We start from the raw sequence: 18,530 nt of genomic DNA on the forward strand, positions 1-18,530 counted from the left end.
TTCATGTCTTCTCATCGTCGCGATCCCTACCTTTGGCTACATCTGGCGGGTCTGGCTACGGTGCCGCTGTGGTTAGATGTGTGTCTGGCAGGGTTAGCGATCGGCGAGCCTATTGCTCCTCCGTGGCTAGAGATCACGACATTGACGTTGATCGGTACGCTGCCAATTCTGTGGCTGCAATTGCGGCGTCCGGTTTATGTCTTTGGTGTGCCGGGGCTCGCCCTGCGCCCTGATCGACTGTCGGAAGAGCGGCGACGTTTATTGACTCTCCAGCGAAGTTGGTGGAGTCGAGGGCTGCTTTTACTCACTGCGATAGCGCTTTGGGGGGTTCTGTATCGTCTGTATCAGATGGCCCCGATGGCGATTGACCTGCCGGGATTAGCGGGTCAATCTCGGGCGACAGGATGGGCGATTTGTGCGGGCGCGTTTGGGCTAGCCAACTTATTCGCATTAGTGCCTGCGACAGTTGTGCCTCTCTTGCTGGCGTCACCTCGGCAACTGGAAAACACTACACCTTTTGAAGTCAGTCACATTTTGTCGAAGTTTTTGGTGCTGGGCTTGCGGCTGAGCCGGATTTTGCCCGAGGTCGGCCCAGCAGCGGAGAGCTCGGACTCGGAGTCTATAGCGCCCTCGCTCAAAGCTGATGCTGGCAGTGGTGACATGCAATCTTTCCTGTTGGGCACGGATGAGGTAGCTGAGGCCCCACCTGAAGAGCCTGACAGTGCTGAATCAAGGGAGAGTTTTTCGACTGTTTCCTCGCATAAGTTATCCCGTTATGCTCACCACACAGGGTCGTCATCTGATGCTGAAGAAGACAGCATTACTCACACGGCGGCGGCAGAGTCCAGGGATGGAATGGATGATGACTCGCAGTTGGTCGATATACCGACAACGGCAGCAATAGCTTACAGCCCAGCGCTTCCATACTCCCACTCGGCTGATGCGATCGCGCGTTTAGAAGAGCCGACTCAGCTCGAGGCTCCACTTCAGAACGCAGAGGCTATCCACACTGATGCCGACATAGCCGAGGAACGGACTGATGCACTAGATGAGTCTGAGTTGGTAACTCCCCCAGGCAATAGCAACTGTGCATCGGAGCAGTCTATGAATGGTTGGCATTCAGTACATTCAGGTCTAGACCCGAGCTAGATAAAAGTTAGTCAATGTCATAAATTAAAAACCTGTTTAGGAAATCTTAATTTCCGCCCTAATTTGTCATGAAAGTGTGGTTCTACGCACAATGAAGCCGAGATTAGGTGCGTTATGCTGAGGTTGATGAGTTAATGCTGGGCGAGACTATAAAGAGATCCGCTGGGCCAAGACTTAATCACCGTTTGTTCTCTCACTATGGAAGCGCGTATGGCCAGTTTTCCTTCGGTATCGATGCGCAACGCCTCTGAAGATAGCGAAATTTGGGCTAATCTCAGAGAGGCGATCGCCAACAGCTCTGGTTTTCAAGGCTGGAAGCAGCAACAATCTACAGATCTTGTCAATTTCTCCCTCGATAAGCAAGTTCGCCTCTATTTGCGTGAAACTTTAGAAACTCTTGCTTACTAACCCTTCATCCTGGGTTGCGGCGTTTAAAACCCATCAGCTTCAGTAGCACCCTCGATCTATCGGAGTTTTCCCTAAGGTCGAGGGTGTTGTTCTGGGGGCAACGCTACTTGATGTCAAGCGTTGCTGATGGATGGTTTGCGAATGCTACAGAACAGCCGCTACGGCTCGATCCCCCGCTATGGCGACCCTCTGGGGCAGATCAGCTCGATTGCCAGCTGAGCATGTGTCAAGTAATGCAGCATCGTGTTGGCCGGATCACCCTGCTAGCTTGGCTTTGACCAGGGCCTGTACTTTACCTCCATCAGCACGGCCTTGCAGTTCTTTCATGGCTGGCCCCATCACTTTGCCCATGTCTTTGGCTGACGCGGCTCCGGTTTTCGTAATTAGGCCGTCGATGATCGCCTCAATTTCGGCGTCAGAGACTTGCGTGGGCAGGTACTCTTCAATGATGGCGAGTTCGGCAGCTTCTTTATCAGCCAGGTCGGTACGGTTGGCATCGGTGTATTGCGTGATCGCATCTTTGCGCTGCTTGGCCAATCGGGTCAAAATGCCCAGCTCAGCCTCTTCAGTCAGCCCCTCCTGTCCCTTGCCCCGTGCCGTACTTTCATCTTCGAGGATGACCTTTTTGATGCTGCGCACCGTTTCCAGTCGTAGTTTATCCTTGGCCTTCATCGCGGTTTTGATGTCTTCAGAAATGCGGTCTTTGAGGCTCATGATGGTAATTGGTTGAACAAAATCCATTCTTTATCGTAGCGATCGCCTCCTATCTCGTCTATCACTGCGATCGCTATTCCGATTGGCTCGCGGCTTCAATGGCTGGTTCCGTTTCGGATGCCAGAGAGATGGTGGCGTTTTCCGGCGAGTCCGCCCGACTGATATCTAAGATGTCAATAATCCAGGCTTCCTCGATCCAAGTTTTGCACACTACCGCCAGAGGCAGCGCCAAAATCAACCCGACCGGCCCTAAAAAGTTGGCAAAGAAGATTTGCACCACCAACGTTGCGGCGGGCAGCAGCGACACTTGCTTGCGCATCATCATCGGGCTGAACCAATAGCTTTCGAGGTTTTGAATGACCACGTAGAGAATGAGCACGGCGATCGCGCTGCCAAAAGATTGCGACAGCGCCACAATGATGGGAAAAATTGCGCTTAGGGCCGGGCCAATATTGGGAATAAAGTTAAACAGTCCCGCCAGCATGGCATTGGGGAAGGGATAGGGGACTCGCAGCACTACCAACCCCACAAAACTCAGGGTTGCCACAAACACCGAATTGACCGAGACGCCCCCCAGCCAGGACAGCAGCGACCATTCACATTTCGACAAAATCTCATCGGCCCGCCGCCGATAGTGTGACGGAAACAGTCGCAGCAGCAGGTTGCGATAGGCGGTGGGATCACTCAGGAACATCATCGTGAGCACAAACAGCAGCAAAACCTGCAGGATGGTCACGACCGAACCCGAGAAAAAGCTAACGAAGTTCCCAAAGAACTGACCGCTAAATGACAGAAACTGCTGGATCAGATTGTTCAGCCGGGGGAGTTCAAATTCGGTGAAAAATTCGGGTACCCAGTCGGGGGGCGTTTCTGACAACCCGGTCACCCACCCATCCAGGCGATTGAACCCCTGGGGCACCAGTGCCAGCAACTGCTCAAACTGGTTGGCAAACAACGGTACGACCAGGACGCTAAACAGCGCCAGGCAGATGAGCACAATTCCCATGGACATGAGCACGGCCCGCGATCGCGGCAAATTGTACCGCTGCATGAAGCGCCGCACCAAACTGTTGAGGGCAATGGCTAAGACAATTGCGGCAAACACTAGCAGCAAAATGCCGCGAAACTGCCAAAGAATAATCAAAGACAGTACGAAACAGATGAGGCTAATCCAATCTGAAAGTTTCACAGCATCACTCCTCCAGCACATCGGCATGACTGGATTCTACGCGACTCTTGGAAAGTTGCGCGGCAAATGAGTCACAATGCGCGGTCACACGTTAAGCGCTGAAGTATTTGGCCACGGGATGGTAAGTGATGATCGCGGTGGTTGACTGTTCGGGATAGAGCTGTTCACTCTCGTCCATGTGCATGCCGATGCGATCGGTCTTGAGCAAGTCGAGCTGAATAAACTGATCGGGAATGTGGGGACAGGCGGGGTAGCCAAAGCTGTAGCGCGATCCCTGATAGCGCTGCTGGAGGATCTCGCGGAGGGTATCGGGTTCGCGATCGCCGTAGCCTAGTTCCTGCCGGATGCGGGCATGGCACCATTCCGCCATCGCTTCCGCCGTCTGCACCGACAGCCCGTAGTAGTAGAGATAGTCGGTGTACTGATCGGCCTGAAACAGCTTTTGGGCAAATTCTGTCGCAATTTCGCCCACCGTTACCGCCTGCATGGGAAACACGTCAAATTCGCCCGGCTTCGCCTGATCCTTGGGCAAGAAGAAGTCAGCGATACAGAGGCGGCGCAGGGATTTTTGGCGGGGAAAGGTGAAGGTCGCGATCGGGTCGGGCAACGCCGAAATAGTTTTCGCCACCTCCGGATGGGTCACTAGCTCAGAATCGTAGATGTGCAGCGAATTTCCCTCTGCTAAACAGGGGAAGTAGCCATAGACAATCTGCGGATGCAACAGCTTTTCGGCCAGAATGCGAGCTTTCCACTTGTCCAGGATCGGATGCACGGTTTCCTGCAAAAAGGCATCGTACTCTTCCCGCGACTGCTCTTTGGGCTTGCGGAACTGCCACTGCCCGACGAATAGCGCCTGCAAATCCAAATACGAAAGCACTTCGTCCAGGGGAATGTCCTCGGGATTGAGAATTTTGGTGCCCCAGAACGGCGGTTGGGGCCGGGGGATGTTGATCTCGACCGCGTCGGAGCGGGTGGTGTCCTGGGTGGCTGGGTGGCTGGGTGGCTGGGTGGCTGGGTCTTCAGCAACCGTTTCTACCTCCTCCGAATTTTGCATTTCTAATTTGGCATTTTGAATTTCTGCTGCCGCTTCATCCAAAAAGCCCTGGAGATCATCCCAGTTCCCCGCTGACTTCGCGGGCATGAGCTTGTCCATGAAGTGCAGGTCGGCGAAGGCGTCTTTGCCGTAGACGACCTTGCCGTTGTAGGTGTTCTGGCAGTCTTCGTAGACGAATTTGGGGGTGAGGGCCGCGCCGCCGAGGATGACGGGCACACTGATGCCCGCTTCGTTGAAGGTGGCCAGGTTGTCTTTCATGAAGGCGGTGGATTTCACCAGCAGACCGCTCATGGCGATGCAGTCGGCGTGGTGCTCGCGGTACGCCTGGATGATGTTCTCCACGGGCTGCTTAATGCCCAGGTTGACCACCTTGTAGCCGTTGTTGGAAAGAATGATGTCCACCAGGTTTTTGCCGATGTCGTGCACGTCGCCCTTGACCGTGGCGATGATGAAGATGCCCTTGCCCGAGTCGTCGTCATCCTCGGATTTCTCCATGAAGGGCTCCAGATAGGCGACGGCGGCTTTCATAGTCTGGGCGGATTGCAGTACGAATGGCAGCTGCATCTGCCCGGAGCCGAACAGTTCACCGACGACCTTCATGCCGTCGAGCAAAAAGGTGTTGATGATGTGGAGGGGTTCGTACTGTTTCAGGGCATTGGCCAGGGCGTCTTCCAGACCGATGCGTTCGCCGTCGATGATGTGCTGCTTGAGCTGTTCTTCGATGGGCAGGTCTTTGGCGATCGCCTCTTTCTTCTTCAGGCTTTTGCCTTCAAACAGCGTGGTCAGCTTCGTCAGGGGATCGTAAGTGACAATATCGCCGTCGTAATCCCGGTTGTCGTAGATCAGGTCGCGGCAAATCTTTTGGTGATCGGGATCGATCTTAGCGAGGGGCAGAATTTTGGCGGCGCTGACGATCGCCCCATCCAACCCCACCTGCATCGCTTCGTGCAAAAACACGGAGTTTAGCGTCACCCGCGCCGCCGGATTCAGACCAAAGGACACGTTGGACACCCCCAGCATGATGTGGCAGCCGGGCAGATTTTCACGGATCAGGCGAATCGATTCGATGGTCTCTTTGCCGTTTACCCGGTCTTCTTCGATGCCGGTAGAGATGGGCAGTGCCAAGGTATCGAAGAATAGCTCGCGGGCCGGAATGCCGTACTCCAACGCATCGCGATAGGCGCGTTGGGCAATCTGGAATTTCTTCTCCGCCGTCCGGGCCATGCCATCTTCGTCGATAGTGCCGACCACGATGCCCGCGCCGTAAGTCTTTGCCAGCTCCAGCACCTTGAAGAAGCGATCGTCGCCGTCTTCGTAGTTGGTGGAGTTGAGGATGCACTTGCCCCCCGCCACCTTCAGCCCTGCTTCCATTTTTTGCCACTCGGTAGAGTCGAGCATCAGCGGCAGGGTGACGTTGGTGACCAGGCGGGAGACGAGTTCGTGCATGTCGCGCTCGCCATCGCGGCCCACATAGTCCACGTTCACATCGAGGACGTGGGCTCCCTCTTTCACCTGCGATCGCGCCAGCGCCACCAGTCCATCCCAGTCTTCGGCATTCAGCATCGTGCGGCACTTCTTGGAACCGCTGGCATTCAACCGCTCCCCCACAATCAGGAAAGAATTGTCCTGGTCGTAGGGCTGGGGGCTGTAGATGGACGCGGAAGAGGGGATGTAGTTGAAGGCCGGACGGGGGTCGGGGTGGCTGGGGGTCGGGGTGACTGGGTGACTGGGTGACTCGGTTACGCTGCTACCCTCATACCCTACTACCCTCATACCCTCACACCCTCTCACGGGTCGTTCCTTCGGGTGCAGATCCTTCGACAGCTCCGCCAGTTGGGCGATGTGCTCCGGTCGGGTGCCGCAGCAGCCGCCGATGACCTGCACGCCGAGATCTTCCACAAAGTGCATCAGCGCCATGCGCAGCGCCATCGGGGAAAGGTGATAGACGGCTTGGCCGCCGACGTTTTCCGGCAGTCCCGCGTTGGGAATGCAGGAAATGGCGAAGGGGGACTGCTCGGCCAGATGCTTGACGTGGTCTTTCATCAAGTCGGGGCCGGTGGCGCAGTTCAGGCCCAGAATGTCGATGGGGTAGGGTTCGAGAATGGCGAGGGCGGCGGCCATTTCGGTGCCGACGAGCATGGTGCCCTGCTGCTCCATCGTGACGGAGACCATGATGGGCAGGCGATCGCCCGTTTCCTCAAACGCTTCTTCGATGCCGTTCAGCGCCGCTTTGATTTGCAGCACGTCCTGGCAGGTTTCCACCAGCATCAGATCGACGCCGCCGTCGATGAGTCCTTTCGCCTGCTCAACGTAGGCGGCTTTCAGCGTATCGAAGTCGATGTGGCCGAGGGTGGGCAGCTTGGTGCCAGGCCCCATGGAACCGGCGACGAAGCGGGGTTTGGCGGGGGTCGAAAATTCAGCGGCGACGCTTTTCGCGAGTTCGGCAGCGGCTTTGTTGAGTTCGTAGGCTCGGTCGGCCAGGTCATATTCCGCCAGCACGATGGAGGTACCGCCGAAGGTGTCGGTTTCGATGACGTCGGCCCCGGCTTCTAAAAAGCCGCGATGCACTTTGGCGACGGCTTCGGGCTTGGTAAACACCAGATACTCGTTACAGCCTTCATACTCTGGGCCACCAAAATCTTCGGCGGTCAGATTTTGCACTTGCAGGTTGGTGCCCATTGCGCCGTCAAATACCACAACGGGGCGATCGGGGCGATGAAGGTGCTGTAAAAAGGCGTGGGTCATAGCAGAAGCGTCAGCCGTAGGTGATGGTCAAAAAAATCGCGATAAAATCCATTTTTACACGATTGTTTAGGCGATGCAGGTTCTCCCAGTGAATGCTGCTTAAAATCGAGTCAGTGATTTGGTGATGGCCCGATGATGGCGTCTCCCATACTGACGCCGGATGAGTGTCTGGGTCTAGAAGCGGAGAGCCCGAACATATTGATGGCTAAGCGTTTTCGATGGCGGGGGCGAGCGATGTGCCTGTCGCGATCGCGGTCAACCTTTTCGCCCTCTTGCGCAGTCACGTTCGGGGGACGGGATGTCGGGTTTACATTGCTGCTATGAAAGTGCGCGTTGAAGCACGGAACTGCCTCTACTATCCTGATGTGGTGGTCACCTGTGACGCGGAGACCTCGACCTACAAGCGCTTGCCGCAGCTAATGGTGGCGGTGTTGTCGGACTCAACGGCAGCCTTCGATTTTCCTTCAGAGACGCTGCGCGATCGCCGACCACCAAAGTCTCGAGGTGTTCGAGGATGTGATTGAGGGTGATGACGAGGGCGAGATCGTTGTAGTCGCGCTCTTTTGGGGTGAAGGGTCCCCGGCGCGGAGTTTCTGAGCAGGTTTTACATGCCAGTGATGGTCATGTCGGGATGAGCGGCCTGCGTCAACAGCACCATCACCAGGCTTGCACTCTCACCGGACATCGTGTAATTTTGTTGCACGGGGAATGATTCTAGGTGGGGAAGAGAGAAGTTGCCGCTTCTCTCTTCCCCTCATCATCCCGCTTAGTGCGAGTAAGTCGGGATGACTGGAATCTATTGTATTTCCGCTGTGTTGTCCTTACGTCTCAATCAGGGATCTGGAGAGTTCCCCGTTTTCCTTCAACCCGAAACCGGAGACACCCGTATGTTTCAACCACCCACCGGGGCAGTGCAGACTGCACCCCAGTTTAATTTACCTGCCTTTAATCAAGAGGCCGTGCGCCATATTTTGCTGGGCGATTATGGCGCGATTGTCGACAGCATTAACCGCATGACTGTGCTCGGCTACTGCGAAAGACTCGCTTGGAGCGAACCGCTCCCGACCGGGCGTCATGGTGAGTACATCAGCGTCATGACCCGCAAGCGCACTCTGTCGTAACCAAGCTGCCGCAGAATCCCGGTTTCGTAACTAGGCGTTGCCCCAATGGGGGGCTCGCGATCCGAGCCACCGGGGTTCTTCCCCGCCCTCGCTGATTTGCGCCACACTAGAGCAGAAGAATGAGCGGAGCGATCGCGATGGCATGGCGTGAGGTATCGGGCAATTGGCTATACGTGCCGCAGAGTCCCCGAGCCATCATTCACTTTCTGGGTGGGGCGTTTGTGGCGGCTGCTCCCAACGTGACCTACAAGCTATTGCTAGAGGCGCTGGGCCAGCGGGGCTATGTGATTGTGGCGACCCCGTTTATCAACACCTTTGACCACAAAGCGATCGCCCACGAAGTGCTCGTCACCTTTGACCAAGCTCGGTACTATCTCGAAAATCGCGTCACCCTGAAACGCCTCCCCATTTATGGCCTGGGCCACAGCATGGGCTGCAAAGTTCATCTACTCATCAACAGCCTGTACGAAGTCGAGCGGGCTGGCAACATATTCATGGCGTTCAACAACTACTCGGCACAGCGCTCGATTCCCTTTTTAGAGCAGATGATGGCCTTTACCCCGGTTAAAGAGGCGATGACCACCATGGAATTCACTCCCTCGCCGGCGGAGACGCTGGAGTTAATCGATCGCTACTACCCCGTTGAGCGCAACCTGCTAATCAAATTCCGTAAAGACGACCTCGATCAGACCCGGCCCTTGCATGAGGTGCTGTATCACCACTTTGCCGACCTGACGACGGTGCAAATTTTGGCTGGCACTCACACCACCCCCATGGCCCAAGATTTGTCCTGGCAGCCGGGGCGGCAGTTCAGCGCGTTGGATGCGATCGGGCAGTTTGTTAAACAAGAATTCACCCGTGACCTCCGACAATTAGAAGACACCATTCTCATGTGGCTGAATCCCCTCGGGGCTATGCGATCGCGCCGCGATTTCTAAAGAGCCATGCGTTCATACTGAGCACTGAGCGCGCCCTTTTCAGAAAACATAGGCAATTAGTGTGCAGGGCATCCATGCGAAAGCCCTGTATTAAATTTGACGGGGCGGTTAGGACTGCCATGCCTGAAAGACGAGGTGCGAGCGTTAGGGCGTTAGATTTCTCCAACGCCGCCAATTTTCTCTCTTCTGACTGGCATTTCTGTCCATCGGCAAGGACTACTTACGGCGAGAGTTGTTCGCCTAGCCAGTATCCAGATGTGTCGGTTGATATTGTTTCTTGTCTAACTTCCGGGGGGATTTTAGGAAGTTGCCACAATTTAAAGCGGTTACGAATGGGGAGATGGCGTCGTTATCTCAGTGTTGATTGTGGTGTTACGTGATCAAGAACACTCAAATTTCTCTGGATGACAGGGAAATATACGAGTAGTTCTGACTGTGGGGTGTTGCGAATTGGCTGGGTTGCCCTGGCCAATGCGAGGTGACTCGCCAGACACCTGCTGCTGTTGCTCCTCCTTCCGGGAAAATCCTATGACACTCTATGTTTCCACAGCGGTCAATGAGCAAATCGCCCTGCCGGGCATTATTGGTGGCTTAGGGCCGCTAGCCCACATTCAATTTGAGCAGATTTTGTTGGAGCGTAGCTGTCGGCGGGGGGCGACGTGTGACCAAGCCCATCCCGAGTGGATCTTGATGAATGCGACCCAGATCCCCGATCGCACCAAAAGTATCAAAGGGATTGTTCCTGACTGTACGCCGTACCTCGTGAAATATGGACAAAGGCTACAGCGAGCCGGGGCCGATTTTTTGATTGTGACGTGCAATACCGCCCATGCTTTTTACGCCCAAGTGCAGACCCAGCTTGACATTCCTTGGATTCCGCTGATGCAGGCGACCACTCAGTCGATCGTAGAACAGTTTCCTTCGGCACTCAATGTGGGCATATTAGCGACGGATGGCACATTGCAGACTCAACTTTATCACCAGAGCTTATGCCGGGCGGGCCTCACGTCCATTTGCCCGGCGGTGGGTTCGCCCATGCAAAAGCGGGTGATGCAGTCGATTTATCATCCCCAATGGGGCATCAAAACCACTGGGGCCAAGGTCACTGAGCAGGCTTTAGCGGCTCTCGCCCATGCGACCCACTGGCTCAAAGAACAAGGCGCTGACATTGTCATTGCTGGCTGTACTGAGCTCTCGGTGGGGCTCGCCCAAATTGAGTCCCTATCGCTGCCGTGGATTGATCCGTTAACGGCGATCGCCGATATCACGCTGGATTTGGCCCATGGCGATCGCGCTGTCCATTCTTTATTGGCTGCCTAATGAGGTGTTGCATCGTGTATAGCTGCTTTTTTGCCCCCCAACCGCTGGCTGTGCTAGCAAGACTCTTGAAACGCTGTGCGACCATTAGTGTCTGTTGCCTCTTGCTATGGGGCGGTGGGAGCAGCCTGACTACGCCGACGGCGATCGCCGCCCAGCCGCCCACGGTGATCGCCCAAACCAATCGCAGCGCTGCCGCAAGCGATCAGGCTTCCCGGTCGGCAGCGGCAGCGGTCAACAACGAGCAAGCTGAAATCGCCCTCATGCCTCCCGATATCCAACGCATTGTGGACCGGGGCAAGCTGATCGTGGCGGTATTGGGCAACAGCAACGCGCCTTTTTTTATGACTGACGAAACCGGCCAAGCAGCAGGACTCGATATTCAATTGGCGCAAGCCCTAGCCGACCAGTTGGGCGTTGATCTGGAACTGAACCGCTCGCCCGATACCTTCAATGCCGTGGTCGATACCGTCTACTATCGCGGTGCCGACATGGCGATTTCCAAAATCAGCCGCACGATGAAGCGTGCCGTGCGGGTGCGCTTTTCCCATCCTTACCTCACCATGCGTCAGGGGTTATTGATCAACCGCTTGCTGCTGGCTCAACAGACTAACAGCGACAACGTGATTGAAACCATTCGGGAGTTGACGGGGGATGTCGGCGTCATCAAGGGATCTTCTTACGTGGGGTTCTTACAGCAAAGATTTCCGCAAGCCAGCATTGTGGAACTGGACTCTTGGGAGGACATTGTGACCGCCGTGAGCCAAGGAGATATTTTGGCGGGCTACCGCGATGAATTGGAAATCAAAAAGGTGGTCAAAACGAAACCGGACGCGGCCCTACAGCTGAAGACTGCCGTCCTCACGGATACCCAAGACGCCCTCGCTATGGTCTTTCCGTGGGAAAGCGCCCATCTGCTGGCGTTTGCCAATCAGTACCTCGACACTTTGGATGCGGAATACACCGTCGACAGCATTTTGGAAGAATTTGCCACTTACTTAAACACTCAGCCACCCACCCTTTAATCATCGCCCCATAAGCTACGGAACTTGTTGGCAAAACACTTGCCCACGCCTGAAGTCGCCCCCTGAACGCTGCCCCAAACCATCACTGGACATCTCACTGCCATGACGACTTATCTGAAAAAAAGCCGACTGCCCCACATTTCGGTGGAATGGTTACGGAGTCCGTGGTGCATTTTGGTGAGTGTTGTTTTGGGGGTTTACATTGGCACCTCACTCCCCCCGGTCGCGGAAGCGATCGCCCCCATTGGCAATCTCTATCTCGGCTTATTGAAAATGTGTGTGCTGCCGATTTTGTTATCTGCAATTTCCAACAGTATTGGGCGGCTGATGCAGAGCCATGATGCCAAGCAATATGTGCAGCGCATCTTAATTGTGTTTCCCGTCGCCATGTTTGGCATGAGTGCGTTAGCCGCTGTAATCGCAATTTTGACTGGCCCGGGTCGTAACCTGTCTGCCGCGACGTTGGAGAGCTTGGGAGGCTTGGTCAACCAATCCAGCATTGATTTGGAAATGTCGTTGACGGGACCGATTCCGGTGGAAGAGTCGGGCACTAATCTGGCGTCCTTTATCCTCAACATGGTGCCGGAAAATATTTTCCTCGCCTTGAGTGAAGGGCAAACGCTGAAAGTGCTCATTTTTGCCATTGTGTTTGGCATTTCTCTGGGCCTGATCAAAAACGCCAACACAGAACCACTCTTCAATATTTTGGACAGCATTTACAGCGCCTTTAACCAAGTCATTCACTGGCTGACCTATTTATTGCCGTTTGGTCTGTGCAGTTTGCTGGCGGTGCAACTCTCACGCATTGGCTTGGATGTCTTGTTTTCCATGGTCAATTTTGTGGTCGTCACCTTAGCGGTTTTTGCGGCGGTGTATGTGTTGAGCACGTTCATCATTAGCTGGCGAGCGCAGCAATCGCTCCTGGCTGTACTCAGAGCCCAAAAAGATCCGACTATTTTGGCGCTGGCCACCACCAGTAGTCTGGCTTGCCTGCCCGCCGCGATCGCTAGCCTGCACGAAGATTTGCACTTTGATCGGCAAACGACCGACTTGGTGACCCCGCTCTCCATTACCCTCTGCCGCTTTGGCTCCATCATTTACTTTGCGGCGGCCACTGTATTCGTCATGCAGCTCTATCAAAAACCGCTCGATGTTGGCACCCTCTTTATCATCATCGTCGGTTCCGTATTTGCGGGTATGGCAACCTCTGGAGTCACGGGTATTTTGACGTTGACGATGTTGGGGCTGGTACTCGATCCCCTCAAGCTGCCGCTGGATGCGGTTTTGGTGTTGTTTGTAGCGATCGACCCCATCATCAATCCCTTTAGAACCCTCAGCATCGTGCAAACGGGCATGGCCACCACGGCGATGATCGCCAATGTGCAGACGGAGCCGCAACTCGACGTCGCGCCGATTAATCAATCTGTGTAATGGGCAAAGTCAGCTAACGCGATCGCCCTGGGCGCACCATGCAACCATGCTTGAATGAGCACGAGGTGGGCGATCGCCGATGATTCAATCTGCGGTTGCTACCCGCCCTTAGCGGTGGTCTCGATGCTTCATCTTTCGCAAACTAATCTTCCCCGGCTTGCCAAAATGTAAGCTAGGCTTACCCTTAGTGTAAATTCACTCAAGAGATATTTTTCATGGTAGAAAGTGGCAAAACAGTCAAAGTTCACTATACGGGTAAGTTAAACGACGGCTCCGTCTTCGATTCTTCGGAAGGGCGCGACCCCTTAGAATTTCAGGTCGGCGTTGGACAAGTCATTCCTGGTTTTGATGCCGCCATTCAGCAAATGGATGTGGGCGCGTCTCAGACCATTACCATTCCCAGCAATGAAGCCTATGGAGAGGTGCGCGAAGAGATGATTGCGGTCGTGCCCCATACCCAGTTTCCCGAAGGGATCAATCCCGAAGTTGGGCAAACCCTACAGCTCAAAACCCCAGAGGGAGCCCTGCCCGTCCGGGTCACCGACGTTAAAGACGAAGGCGTGGTGATTGATGGTAACCATCCCCTGGCAGGAAAAGATTTGATCTTTGACCTCACCCTCGTCGAGGCCGCCTAAGGCGCGCTGTCGGATCACATTGGTGATGAATCACACCAATTAAAGTCGTGAACTAGCCCTCGAAGACATTGGCGCTTCGAGGGCTTTGGTTTTGATGGGGGACAATTTTGAGGGGCGATCGCCCGCCTATCCAGCCAACGATGGCAGCGGATGTCAAGTCTGCCTGAGTCAGTGTTCCCATTCGGTACCGTTGTTGGTAGGAAAGTCAGCATTCGCGTTTAGCATGGCTGTATGGATTTGTTTGATCACCATCGTGAAGCGCAGATTGACGCCGAGGCTCCCTTAGCGGCGCGGCTGCGACCGCGCACGTTGGACGAGTTTATTGGTCAGGATGCGGTGGTGGGGCCGGGGCGGTTACTGCGACGGGCGATTCAGGCGGATCAGCTCTCTTCCCTCATCTTTTTTGGCCCACCCGGGACGGGCAAAACGACGCTAGCGCGAATTATTGCGAATACGACGAGTGCCCAATTTATTGCGCTGAATGCGGTGCTGGCGGGAGTCAAAGATATTCGGGAGGCGATCGCCCAAGCCCAAGCGCTGCGCGGGCAATTTGGTCGTCGCACGATTCTGTTTATCGACGAAGTCCATCGCTTCAACAAAGCCCAGCAGGACGCGCTGTTGCCGTGGGTGGAAAATGGCACGGTGATTCTGATTGGGGCAACAACGGAGAATCCGTTCTTTGAGGTGAACAAGGCGCTGGTCAGTCGATCGCGGGTGTTCCAGCTCAAATCTTTAGAGCGGGACGACTTGTATCGAGTGGTGGCGCAAGCTTTGGCAGACGGGGCGCGGGGATATGGCGATCGCTCTGTACAAATGGATGAGGAGGCGATCGCGCATCTCGTCAATGTGGCTAATGGCGATGCGCGGGCACTGCTGAATGCGCTGGAACTCGCCGTCGAAACCACTGAGCCAGAGCCCGACGGTACCCTGCGGATTTCCCTGGCCGTGGCCGAAGAGTCGATTCAACAGCGGGCGGTGCTGTACGACAAAGAAGGCGACGCCCACTTTGACACCATCAGCGCTTTCATCAAAAGTCTGCGCGGGTCCGACCCGGATGCCGCTTTGTACTGGCTGGCGCGGATGATCTATGCCGGAGAAGACCCGCGCTACATTTTCCGGCGGCTGATCATTCTGGCGAGTGAGGATGTGGGCTTGGCCGATCCCCAAGCGGTGGCAGTCGCCATGAGCTGTGCGGAAGCGTTCGATCGCGTGGGCATGCCCGAAGGTCGTTATCCCCTGGCCCAAGCGACCTTGTATTTGGCGACGGCCCCCAAATCCAACAGTGCGATGGCCTTTTTTGATGCGCTGGCAGCGGTGGAAAAGGAGCAACAGCAAGAAGTTCCCAATCCCTTACGCGATCCCAGCCGGGATAAAGAGGGCTTCGGTCATGGCAAAGGCTATCTCTATCCCCATTCCTACCGCGAGCATTGGGTGGCGCAGCAGTATTTGCCGTCGGGGTTGCAGGGGCAGGTGTTTTACCAGCCGTCGGATCAGGGATATGAGCGCTCGATTCAGCAGCAGGTGGTGCGACGACGGGAGGCCCAACTCGCCGCCATGGTGGAAGGCACGAGTACGCCGACCACGGAAGCGCTCACTTACAGTCCCCAGGATCCGGCCCGCGATCGCTGGCTACAGCGCACCCTGAGCCAAGCCGGCGAACGGCTGGGGCAGGTGCGCGATCGCCTCTTCAACTCGCTAGCGATCCAGCGCCATCACACCCTGCTGGATCTCAATGCTCGCAGCGGTTTGCTCACCTGGGAAGCTGTGCGACAAGTGCCCGAAGGCGGCGTTTACAGCCGGACGGAGACGGCTCAAGATTTTGCCGCGCTCACGGAGCAGGCCAACGTCTTGCCAGCGCTGGCTCGCCCCATCATTTTTCAAGCCGAGTTGTCGGCTCTGACGGCCCAGCTCAGCCCGATCGCCCCCGGCATTAAGTTCGATCGCATCATCGGGCGCAATGTGTTTGGGGCGATCGCCCCGACTCCGGGCTTAATCGAGGCGATCGTCGCAGTACTGCATCCCGCTGGTAGCTGTGCCCTGGCAGAGACCATCCCCTGCCACAGTCAACGGTTGTGGCAACTGGTGCCAGCGGAAAAATTGCCTGACTCGCTCCATGGGCGCTGGCGTCATGCCGAAGAACAGCTCTATACCGACGACACCGATCCCCGCTTTGCCTGGACGGCAGAGACGCTGGTGCAGCAGCTAGAAGCGGCGGGGCTAGCCGTGACGTGGACTCAAGAAACTGTCCACAGTGACTTATTGGTTAGCGAAAAGCTCTGCGATCGCTGGTTCGACATGAGTAACCCCCACAGTTACAGTGCCAAGCTGGCGGTCACGTTAGCGCCTGAAGATCGGCAGGCGATTGAGCCCGCACTGCGCCGCCAAGTCCAAAATCAAACCGTGAGCTGGCAGTCTACCCAACTCTTGCTCACGGGCTGGTATGCCGACTAATGGGTTCCCAGCGGCGATCGCGGGAGCGCGTCGTCATCACCTGGTAAACTTCACGGCTGATGGGTTGTTGAGCCAGTCATTACGCCAATTGGTGATCCCTGGCCTACCCATCGAAAACGTGTCCCAAACTGGCCTTGAGTGGTGTGTCAGCTTGCCGAGCTGCATCAGCCAGAGCAATGGCTGCGTCAGACGGCTAGCGGCTGGGGGTTGAAGAACGTGGCTCTAGCTCCAGATCGTCTTGAATGGCTTGTTCGAGCAGGCGATTGGGTTGGGGGCGGGTGGGATTGCCGACGCCCACGTACTTTTCCACCAGGGTGAGCAACTCATGGGCACCGAAGGGTTTGGTTAAGTAGTCGGTGGCACCAGCCATGCGGGCCTTGACGCGATCGATAAAGCCATCTTTGCCGGTCAGCATGATGATGGGCGTTTGCCGAAACACGCTGGATTGGCGCAGCATGGCGCAGAGTTCGTACCCCTCCAACTCAGGCATGGCAATGTCACAGAGGATCAAGTCTGGCCGGAGCTGAAACAGCAAACTGAGGGCGCGGAGCGGATTGCCAATGGAGGTCGCTTCGTAACCGTGCTCGTCCAAAATTTGCTCGATCGCTTGGCGAATGGTCACCCCATCATCTACACAGACAATGCGTGGCACTTGGGTGGCCTGCCAATCTTCGACGGATTCTGGCGGGGCGAGTGGGCTCGTGACTTCTGATAGATGGATGATGCCTTGCCGCACGTAAGGATAAATCGCCTTCCCGACGGTCACGACGCCCTTATTCCAATACCGCGAAATCTGTTGAATGGACGTTTGACCATCCATCCAGCGCAACATGCGCGCCGTTTTTTCATCATCGGCGTCCTGGGAATGCAATTTTTGCAAAATGCTGGGGCACTGATGGGGCGATTGAATGTGGGGGTAGAACTGGTTCCACGCTTGAATTTGCGTGGTAATGGTGGCGACGAGCGAACTAATTTCAAAGGTTGTGAGCTGCGGGCTCAACGCAGCAGACAGCTTAAACACAAACGCCCCTTGATGCAGACTCAGCAGATCAAACAGGGTTTCCTGCACCATGCCATTGAGAATTTGCCGTCCTTGTTCTGGGGTCAGGCGGTGGTTTTCGAGCAGTGCCCACAAGTAGCCATATTCTGGCGAGTTGAAGGTCGCGATCGCGGGCACATCCAAATCTTTGAGCGATTTGTCCAGGTTGTAACGATGCAAGTACCCCCGCAGGCGATCGAGATTGCCGTCAGTGGTGCCCGCGTAGACGATTTGCCCATTGAGAAAAAAGACCAACCAGGAATGGGGCGACTGGGTCTTGGGCTGAGCGCTGTCAGCTCCCATGGCAGGCAGCGCTGGCATGTAGGCTTCGACATAGAGTTCGCCAGTGCGTTGGCCGAGTTCTATGAGCTGCAAAATGCTCCGAATATCAATTTCTGCCAGCTGGCCCTGCATAAATCTGTGACCGTGTTCTGTAAAAAGCTGTGGGTTCAATTTAACGTCGTTAGGGTCGGAAAGAAATGCTGATGGATAGCCGAGCTCAAATCAATTGAGCGGATTTTCCTTCGCCGACTCACGAGTTGCGTTAGGTAGGCACTTGATCGGGGGCAGGCTTCCGACGGTAATTAACCCCCGGATTGCTTGAGTTGTCTACAATCATATGGCCTTCGAGGGGGAATGTCTCGCGAGTCGGCATTCGGCTTGGCGATCGCCCCCCCGACCGGAGCCTGAGCAACGACGCTAGCGGTTGAGGTCATGCGGTTTGTCCGGTCATGACGCGCCGAATCTCGCGGCGGCAAAGAAATGCTACAAAGGGCCACCTTCATGGGAGCGGAAGTATGGCGTGGATTTGCTGCTGGCGGGCATCCGCTCCGCCCTGGCGTCCCTCTGGCCGGTGAGCGATTGAGCAACCGCCGCCCTGATGGCCGAGTTTGAGGCCCAGCTGCGTCAGCAGCCCGACAAAGCCGCAGCCCTGCGCCAAGCCCAGGTGACCATGTTGTGGGGGGAGGTCAGGATGCCAGATGGCGTGTAGACCTGGCGTGCTGCGGCCAGGCCGCTGCCGGAGCACTTAGGGATTAGCGGGAAAATAAGATCCCGGTGGTGAGGGTCGGTGAGTGGATGAGGTGGTGGGTCGGTGGGATCGATTCAAGTGAGGAGCCGGTACTTTTATTGCAAGCACGTCCCTGAGCTAACCGGCGCTTCGGGAATCCTCAACCGCCGGACTACTGGGCCGCGTTCACGCGGGTGGGCAATCCGTGGTGAGTCCTAGGGCATCCCATTCATAGTTTTTGATCGCTAAAAATTACTAATTCTCGTTGCGAACAGCACCCATGGCCCGATAAATCGTCTGTAATA

16 protein-coding genes are annotated in these 18,530 nt (G+C 55.7%); 12 read left to right on the forward strand and 4 right to left on the reverse strand.

Annotated features, from left to right (window positions below; translation table 11 throughout):
• Positions 1–3: 3 nt before the first annotated feature.
• Together JUK32_RS25445 and JUK32_RS25450 are read left to right on the forward strand one after the other, a co-directional pair.
• Positions 4–1,149 (forward strand): low-complexity tail membrane protein, encoded by a 1,146-nt coding sequence (locus JUK32_RS25445; RefSeq protein ID WP_204141674.1) that lies wholly within the window; start codon positions 4–6, stop codon positions 1,147–1,149.
• A 210-nt stretch (positions 1,150–1,359) separates the two neighbouring features.
• The gene (locus JUK32_RS25450) at positions 1,360–1,557 is read left to right on the forward strand and encodes a hypothetical protein (protein ID WP_204141675.1); all 198 of its coding nucleotides are present in this window, start codon (positions 1,360–1,362) and stop codon (positions 1,555–1,557) included.
• Between the two features lie 255 nt (positions 1,558–1,812).
• Here the strand turns inward: JUK32_RS25450 and JUK32_RS25455 are convergent, their stop codons facing one another.
• The 3 genes from JUK32_RS25455 to metH form a co-directional block, all read right to left on the reverse strand.
• Positions 1,813–2,271: a GatB/YqeY domain-containing protein gene (locus JUK32_RS25455; RefSeq protein ID WP_204141710.1), complete on the reverse strand. Its 459-nt coding sequence runs from the start codon at positions 2,269–2,271 to the stop codon at positions 1,813–1,815.
• Positions 2,272–2,344: 73 nt separating this feature from the next.
• Positions 2,345–3,460, reverse strand: a complete 1,116-nt coding sequence (locus tag JUK32_RS25460) for an AI-2E family transporter (protein ID WP_204141676.1) — start codon at positions 3,458–3,460, stop codon at positions 2,345–2,347.
• Positions 3,461–3,551: 91 nt separating this feature from the next.
• The gene (metH, locus tag JUK32_RS25465; protein ID WP_204141677.1) at positions 3,552–7,259 is read right to left on the reverse strand and encodes a methionine synthase; all 3,708 of its coding nucleotides are present in this window, start codon (positions 7,257–7,259) and stop codon (positions 3,552–3,554) included.
• 218 nt (positions 7,260–7,477) lie between these two features.
• Here metH and JUK32_RS25470 point away from each other — a divergent pair, with 218 nt between their 5' ends.
• The 8 genes from JUK32_RS25470 (at position 7,478) to JUK32_RS25505 (ending at position 16,177) form a co-directional block, all read left to right on the forward strand.
• Positions 7,478–7,783, forward strand: a complete 306-nt coding sequence (locus tag JUK32_RS25470; protein WP_239113072.1) for a Uma2 family endonuclease — start codon at positions 7,478–7,480, stop codon at positions 7,781–7,783.
• A gap of 363 nt (positions 7,784–8,146) precedes the next feature.
• Entirely contained in the window at positions 8,147–8,380 is a 234-nt protein-coding gene (locus JUK32_RS25475) for a hypothetical protein (protein WP_204141678.1), read from the forward strand.
• Positions 8,381–8,517: 137 nt separating this feature from the next.
• Complete coding sequence (locus tag JUK32_RS25480) at positions 8,518–9,318, forward strand: DUF1350 family protein (protein WP_204141679.1); 801 nt, start codon at positions 8,518–8,520, stop codon at positions 9,316–9,318.
• Between the two features lie 528 nt (positions 9,319–9,846).
• Positions 9,847–10,638 carry an aspartate/glutamate racemase family protein gene (locus tag JUK32_RS25485; protein ID WP_204141680.1) on the forward strand — a complete coding sequence of 264 codons (792 nt, stop codon included), beginning with the start codon at positions 9,847–9,849 and terminating at the stop codon, positions 10,636–10,638.
• A 14-nt stretch (positions 10,639–10,652) separates the two neighbouring features.
• Positions 10,653–11,660: an ABC transporter substrate-binding protein gene (locus JUK32_RS25490; RefSeq protein ID WP_204141681.1), complete on the forward strand. Its 1,008-nt coding sequence runs from the start codon at positions 10,653–10,655 to the stop codon at positions 11,658–11,660.
• A gap of 102 nt (positions 11,661–11,762) precedes the next feature.
• Complete coding sequence (locus JUK32_RS25495; RefSeq protein ID WP_204141682.1) at positions 11,763–13,091, forward strand: dicarboxylate/amino acid:cation symporter; 1,329 nt, start codon at positions 11,763–11,765, stop codon at positions 13,089–13,091.
• 215 nt (positions 13,092–13,306) lie between these two features.
• Positions 13,307–13,726 carry a peptidylprolyl isomerase gene (locus tag JUK32_RS25500; protein ID WP_204141683.1) on the forward strand — a complete coding sequence of 140 codons (420 nt, stop codon included), beginning with the start codon at positions 13,307–13,309 and terminating at the stop codon, positions 13,724–13,726.
• A gap of 231 nt (positions 13,727–13,957) precedes the next feature.
• Entirely contained in the window at positions 13,958–16,177 is a 2,220-nt protein-coding gene (locus JUK32_RS25505; RefSeq protein WP_204141684.1) for an AAA family ATPase, read from the forward strand.
• A gap of 193 nt (positions 16,178–16,370) precedes the next feature.
• Here the strand turns inward: JUK32_RS25505 and JUK32_RS25510 are convergent, their stop codons facing one another.
• On the reverse strand, positions 16,371–17,630 hold the full coding sequence (locus JUK32_RS25510) for a response regulator (RefSeq protein WP_204141685.1): 1,260 nt from the start codon (positions 17,628–17,630) through the stop codon (positions 16,371–16,373).
• A 307-nt stretch (positions 17,631–17,937) separates the two neighbouring features.
• Here JUK32_RS25510 and JUK32_RS25515 point away from each other — a divergent pair, with 307 nt between their 5' ends.
• Together JUK32_RS25515 and JUK32_RS28880 are read left to right on the forward strand one after the other, a co-directional pair.
• Complete coding sequence (locus JUK32_RS25515; protein ID WP_204141686.1) at positions 17,938–18,081, forward strand: hypothetical protein; 144 nt, start codon at positions 17,938–17,940, stop codon at positions 18,079–18,081.
• A gap of 12 nt (positions 18,082–18,093) precedes the next feature.
• Positions 18,094–18,207, forward strand: a complete 114-nt coding sequence (locus tag JUK32_RS28880) for a hypothetical protein (protein WP_375541608.1) — start codon at positions 18,094–18,096, stop codon at positions 18,205–18,207.
• Positions 18,208–18,530: the final 323 nt, after the last annotated feature.

The sequence above is a fragment of the Halomicronema sp. CCY15110 genome (genome assembly GCF_016888165.1).
In the GTDB taxonomy this organism is placed as follows: domain Bacteria; phylum Cyanobacteriota; class Cyanobacteriia; order Phormidesmidales; family Phormidesmidaceae; genus Halomicronema.

Bases quoted from the DNA above. Each gene is read 5' to 3' on its own strand.
- metH (WP_204141677.1), bottom strand. From the start codon at position 7,259: ATGACCCACGCCTTTTTACAGCACCTTCATCGCCCCGATCGCCCCGTT.
- JUK32_RS25510 (WP_204141685.1), bottom strand. From the start codon at position 17,630: ATGCAGGGCCAGCTGGCAGAAATTGATATTCGGAGCATTTTGCAGCTC.
- JUK32_RS25455 (WP_204141710.1), bottom strand. From the start codon at position 2,271: ATGAGCCTCAAAGACCGCATTTCTGAAGACATCAAAACCGCGATGAAG.
- JUK32_RS25495 (WP_204141682.1), top strand. From the start codon at position 11,763: ATGACGACTTATCTGAAAAAAAGCCGACTGCCCCACATTTCGGTGGAA.
- JUK32_RS25485 (WP_204141680.1), top strand. From the start codon at position 9,847: ATGACACTCTATGTTTCCACAGCGGTCAATGAGCAAATCGCCCTGCCG.
- JUK32_RS25480 (WP_204141679.1), top strand. From the start codon at position 8,518: ATGGCATGGCGTGAGGTATCGGGCAATTGGCTATACGTGCCGCAGAGT.
- JUK32_RS25445 (WP_204141674.1), top strand. From the start codon at position 4: ATGTCTTCTCATCGTCGCGATCCCTACCTTTGGCTACATCTGGCGGGT.
- JUK32_RS25500 (WP_204141683.1), top strand. From the start codon at position 13,307: ATGGTAGAAAGTGGCAAAACAGTCAAAGTTCACTATACGGGTAAGTTA.
- JUK32_RS25470 (WP_239113072.1), top strand. From the start codon at position 7,478: ATGGCGGGGGCGAGCGATGTGCCTGTCGCGATCGCGGTCAACCTTTTC.
- JUK32_RS25475 (WP_204141678.1), top strand. From the start codon at position 8,147: ATGTTTCAACCACCCACCGGGGCAGTGCAGACTGCACCCCAGTTTAAT.
- JUK32_RS25505 (WP_204141684.1), top strand. From the start codon at position 13,958: ATGGATTTGTTTGATCACCATCGTGAAGCGCAGATTGACGCCGAGGCT.
- JUK32_RS25450 (WP_204141675.1), top strand. From the start codon at position 1,360: ATGGCCAGTTTTCCTTCGGTATCGATGCGCAACGCCTCTGAAGATAGC.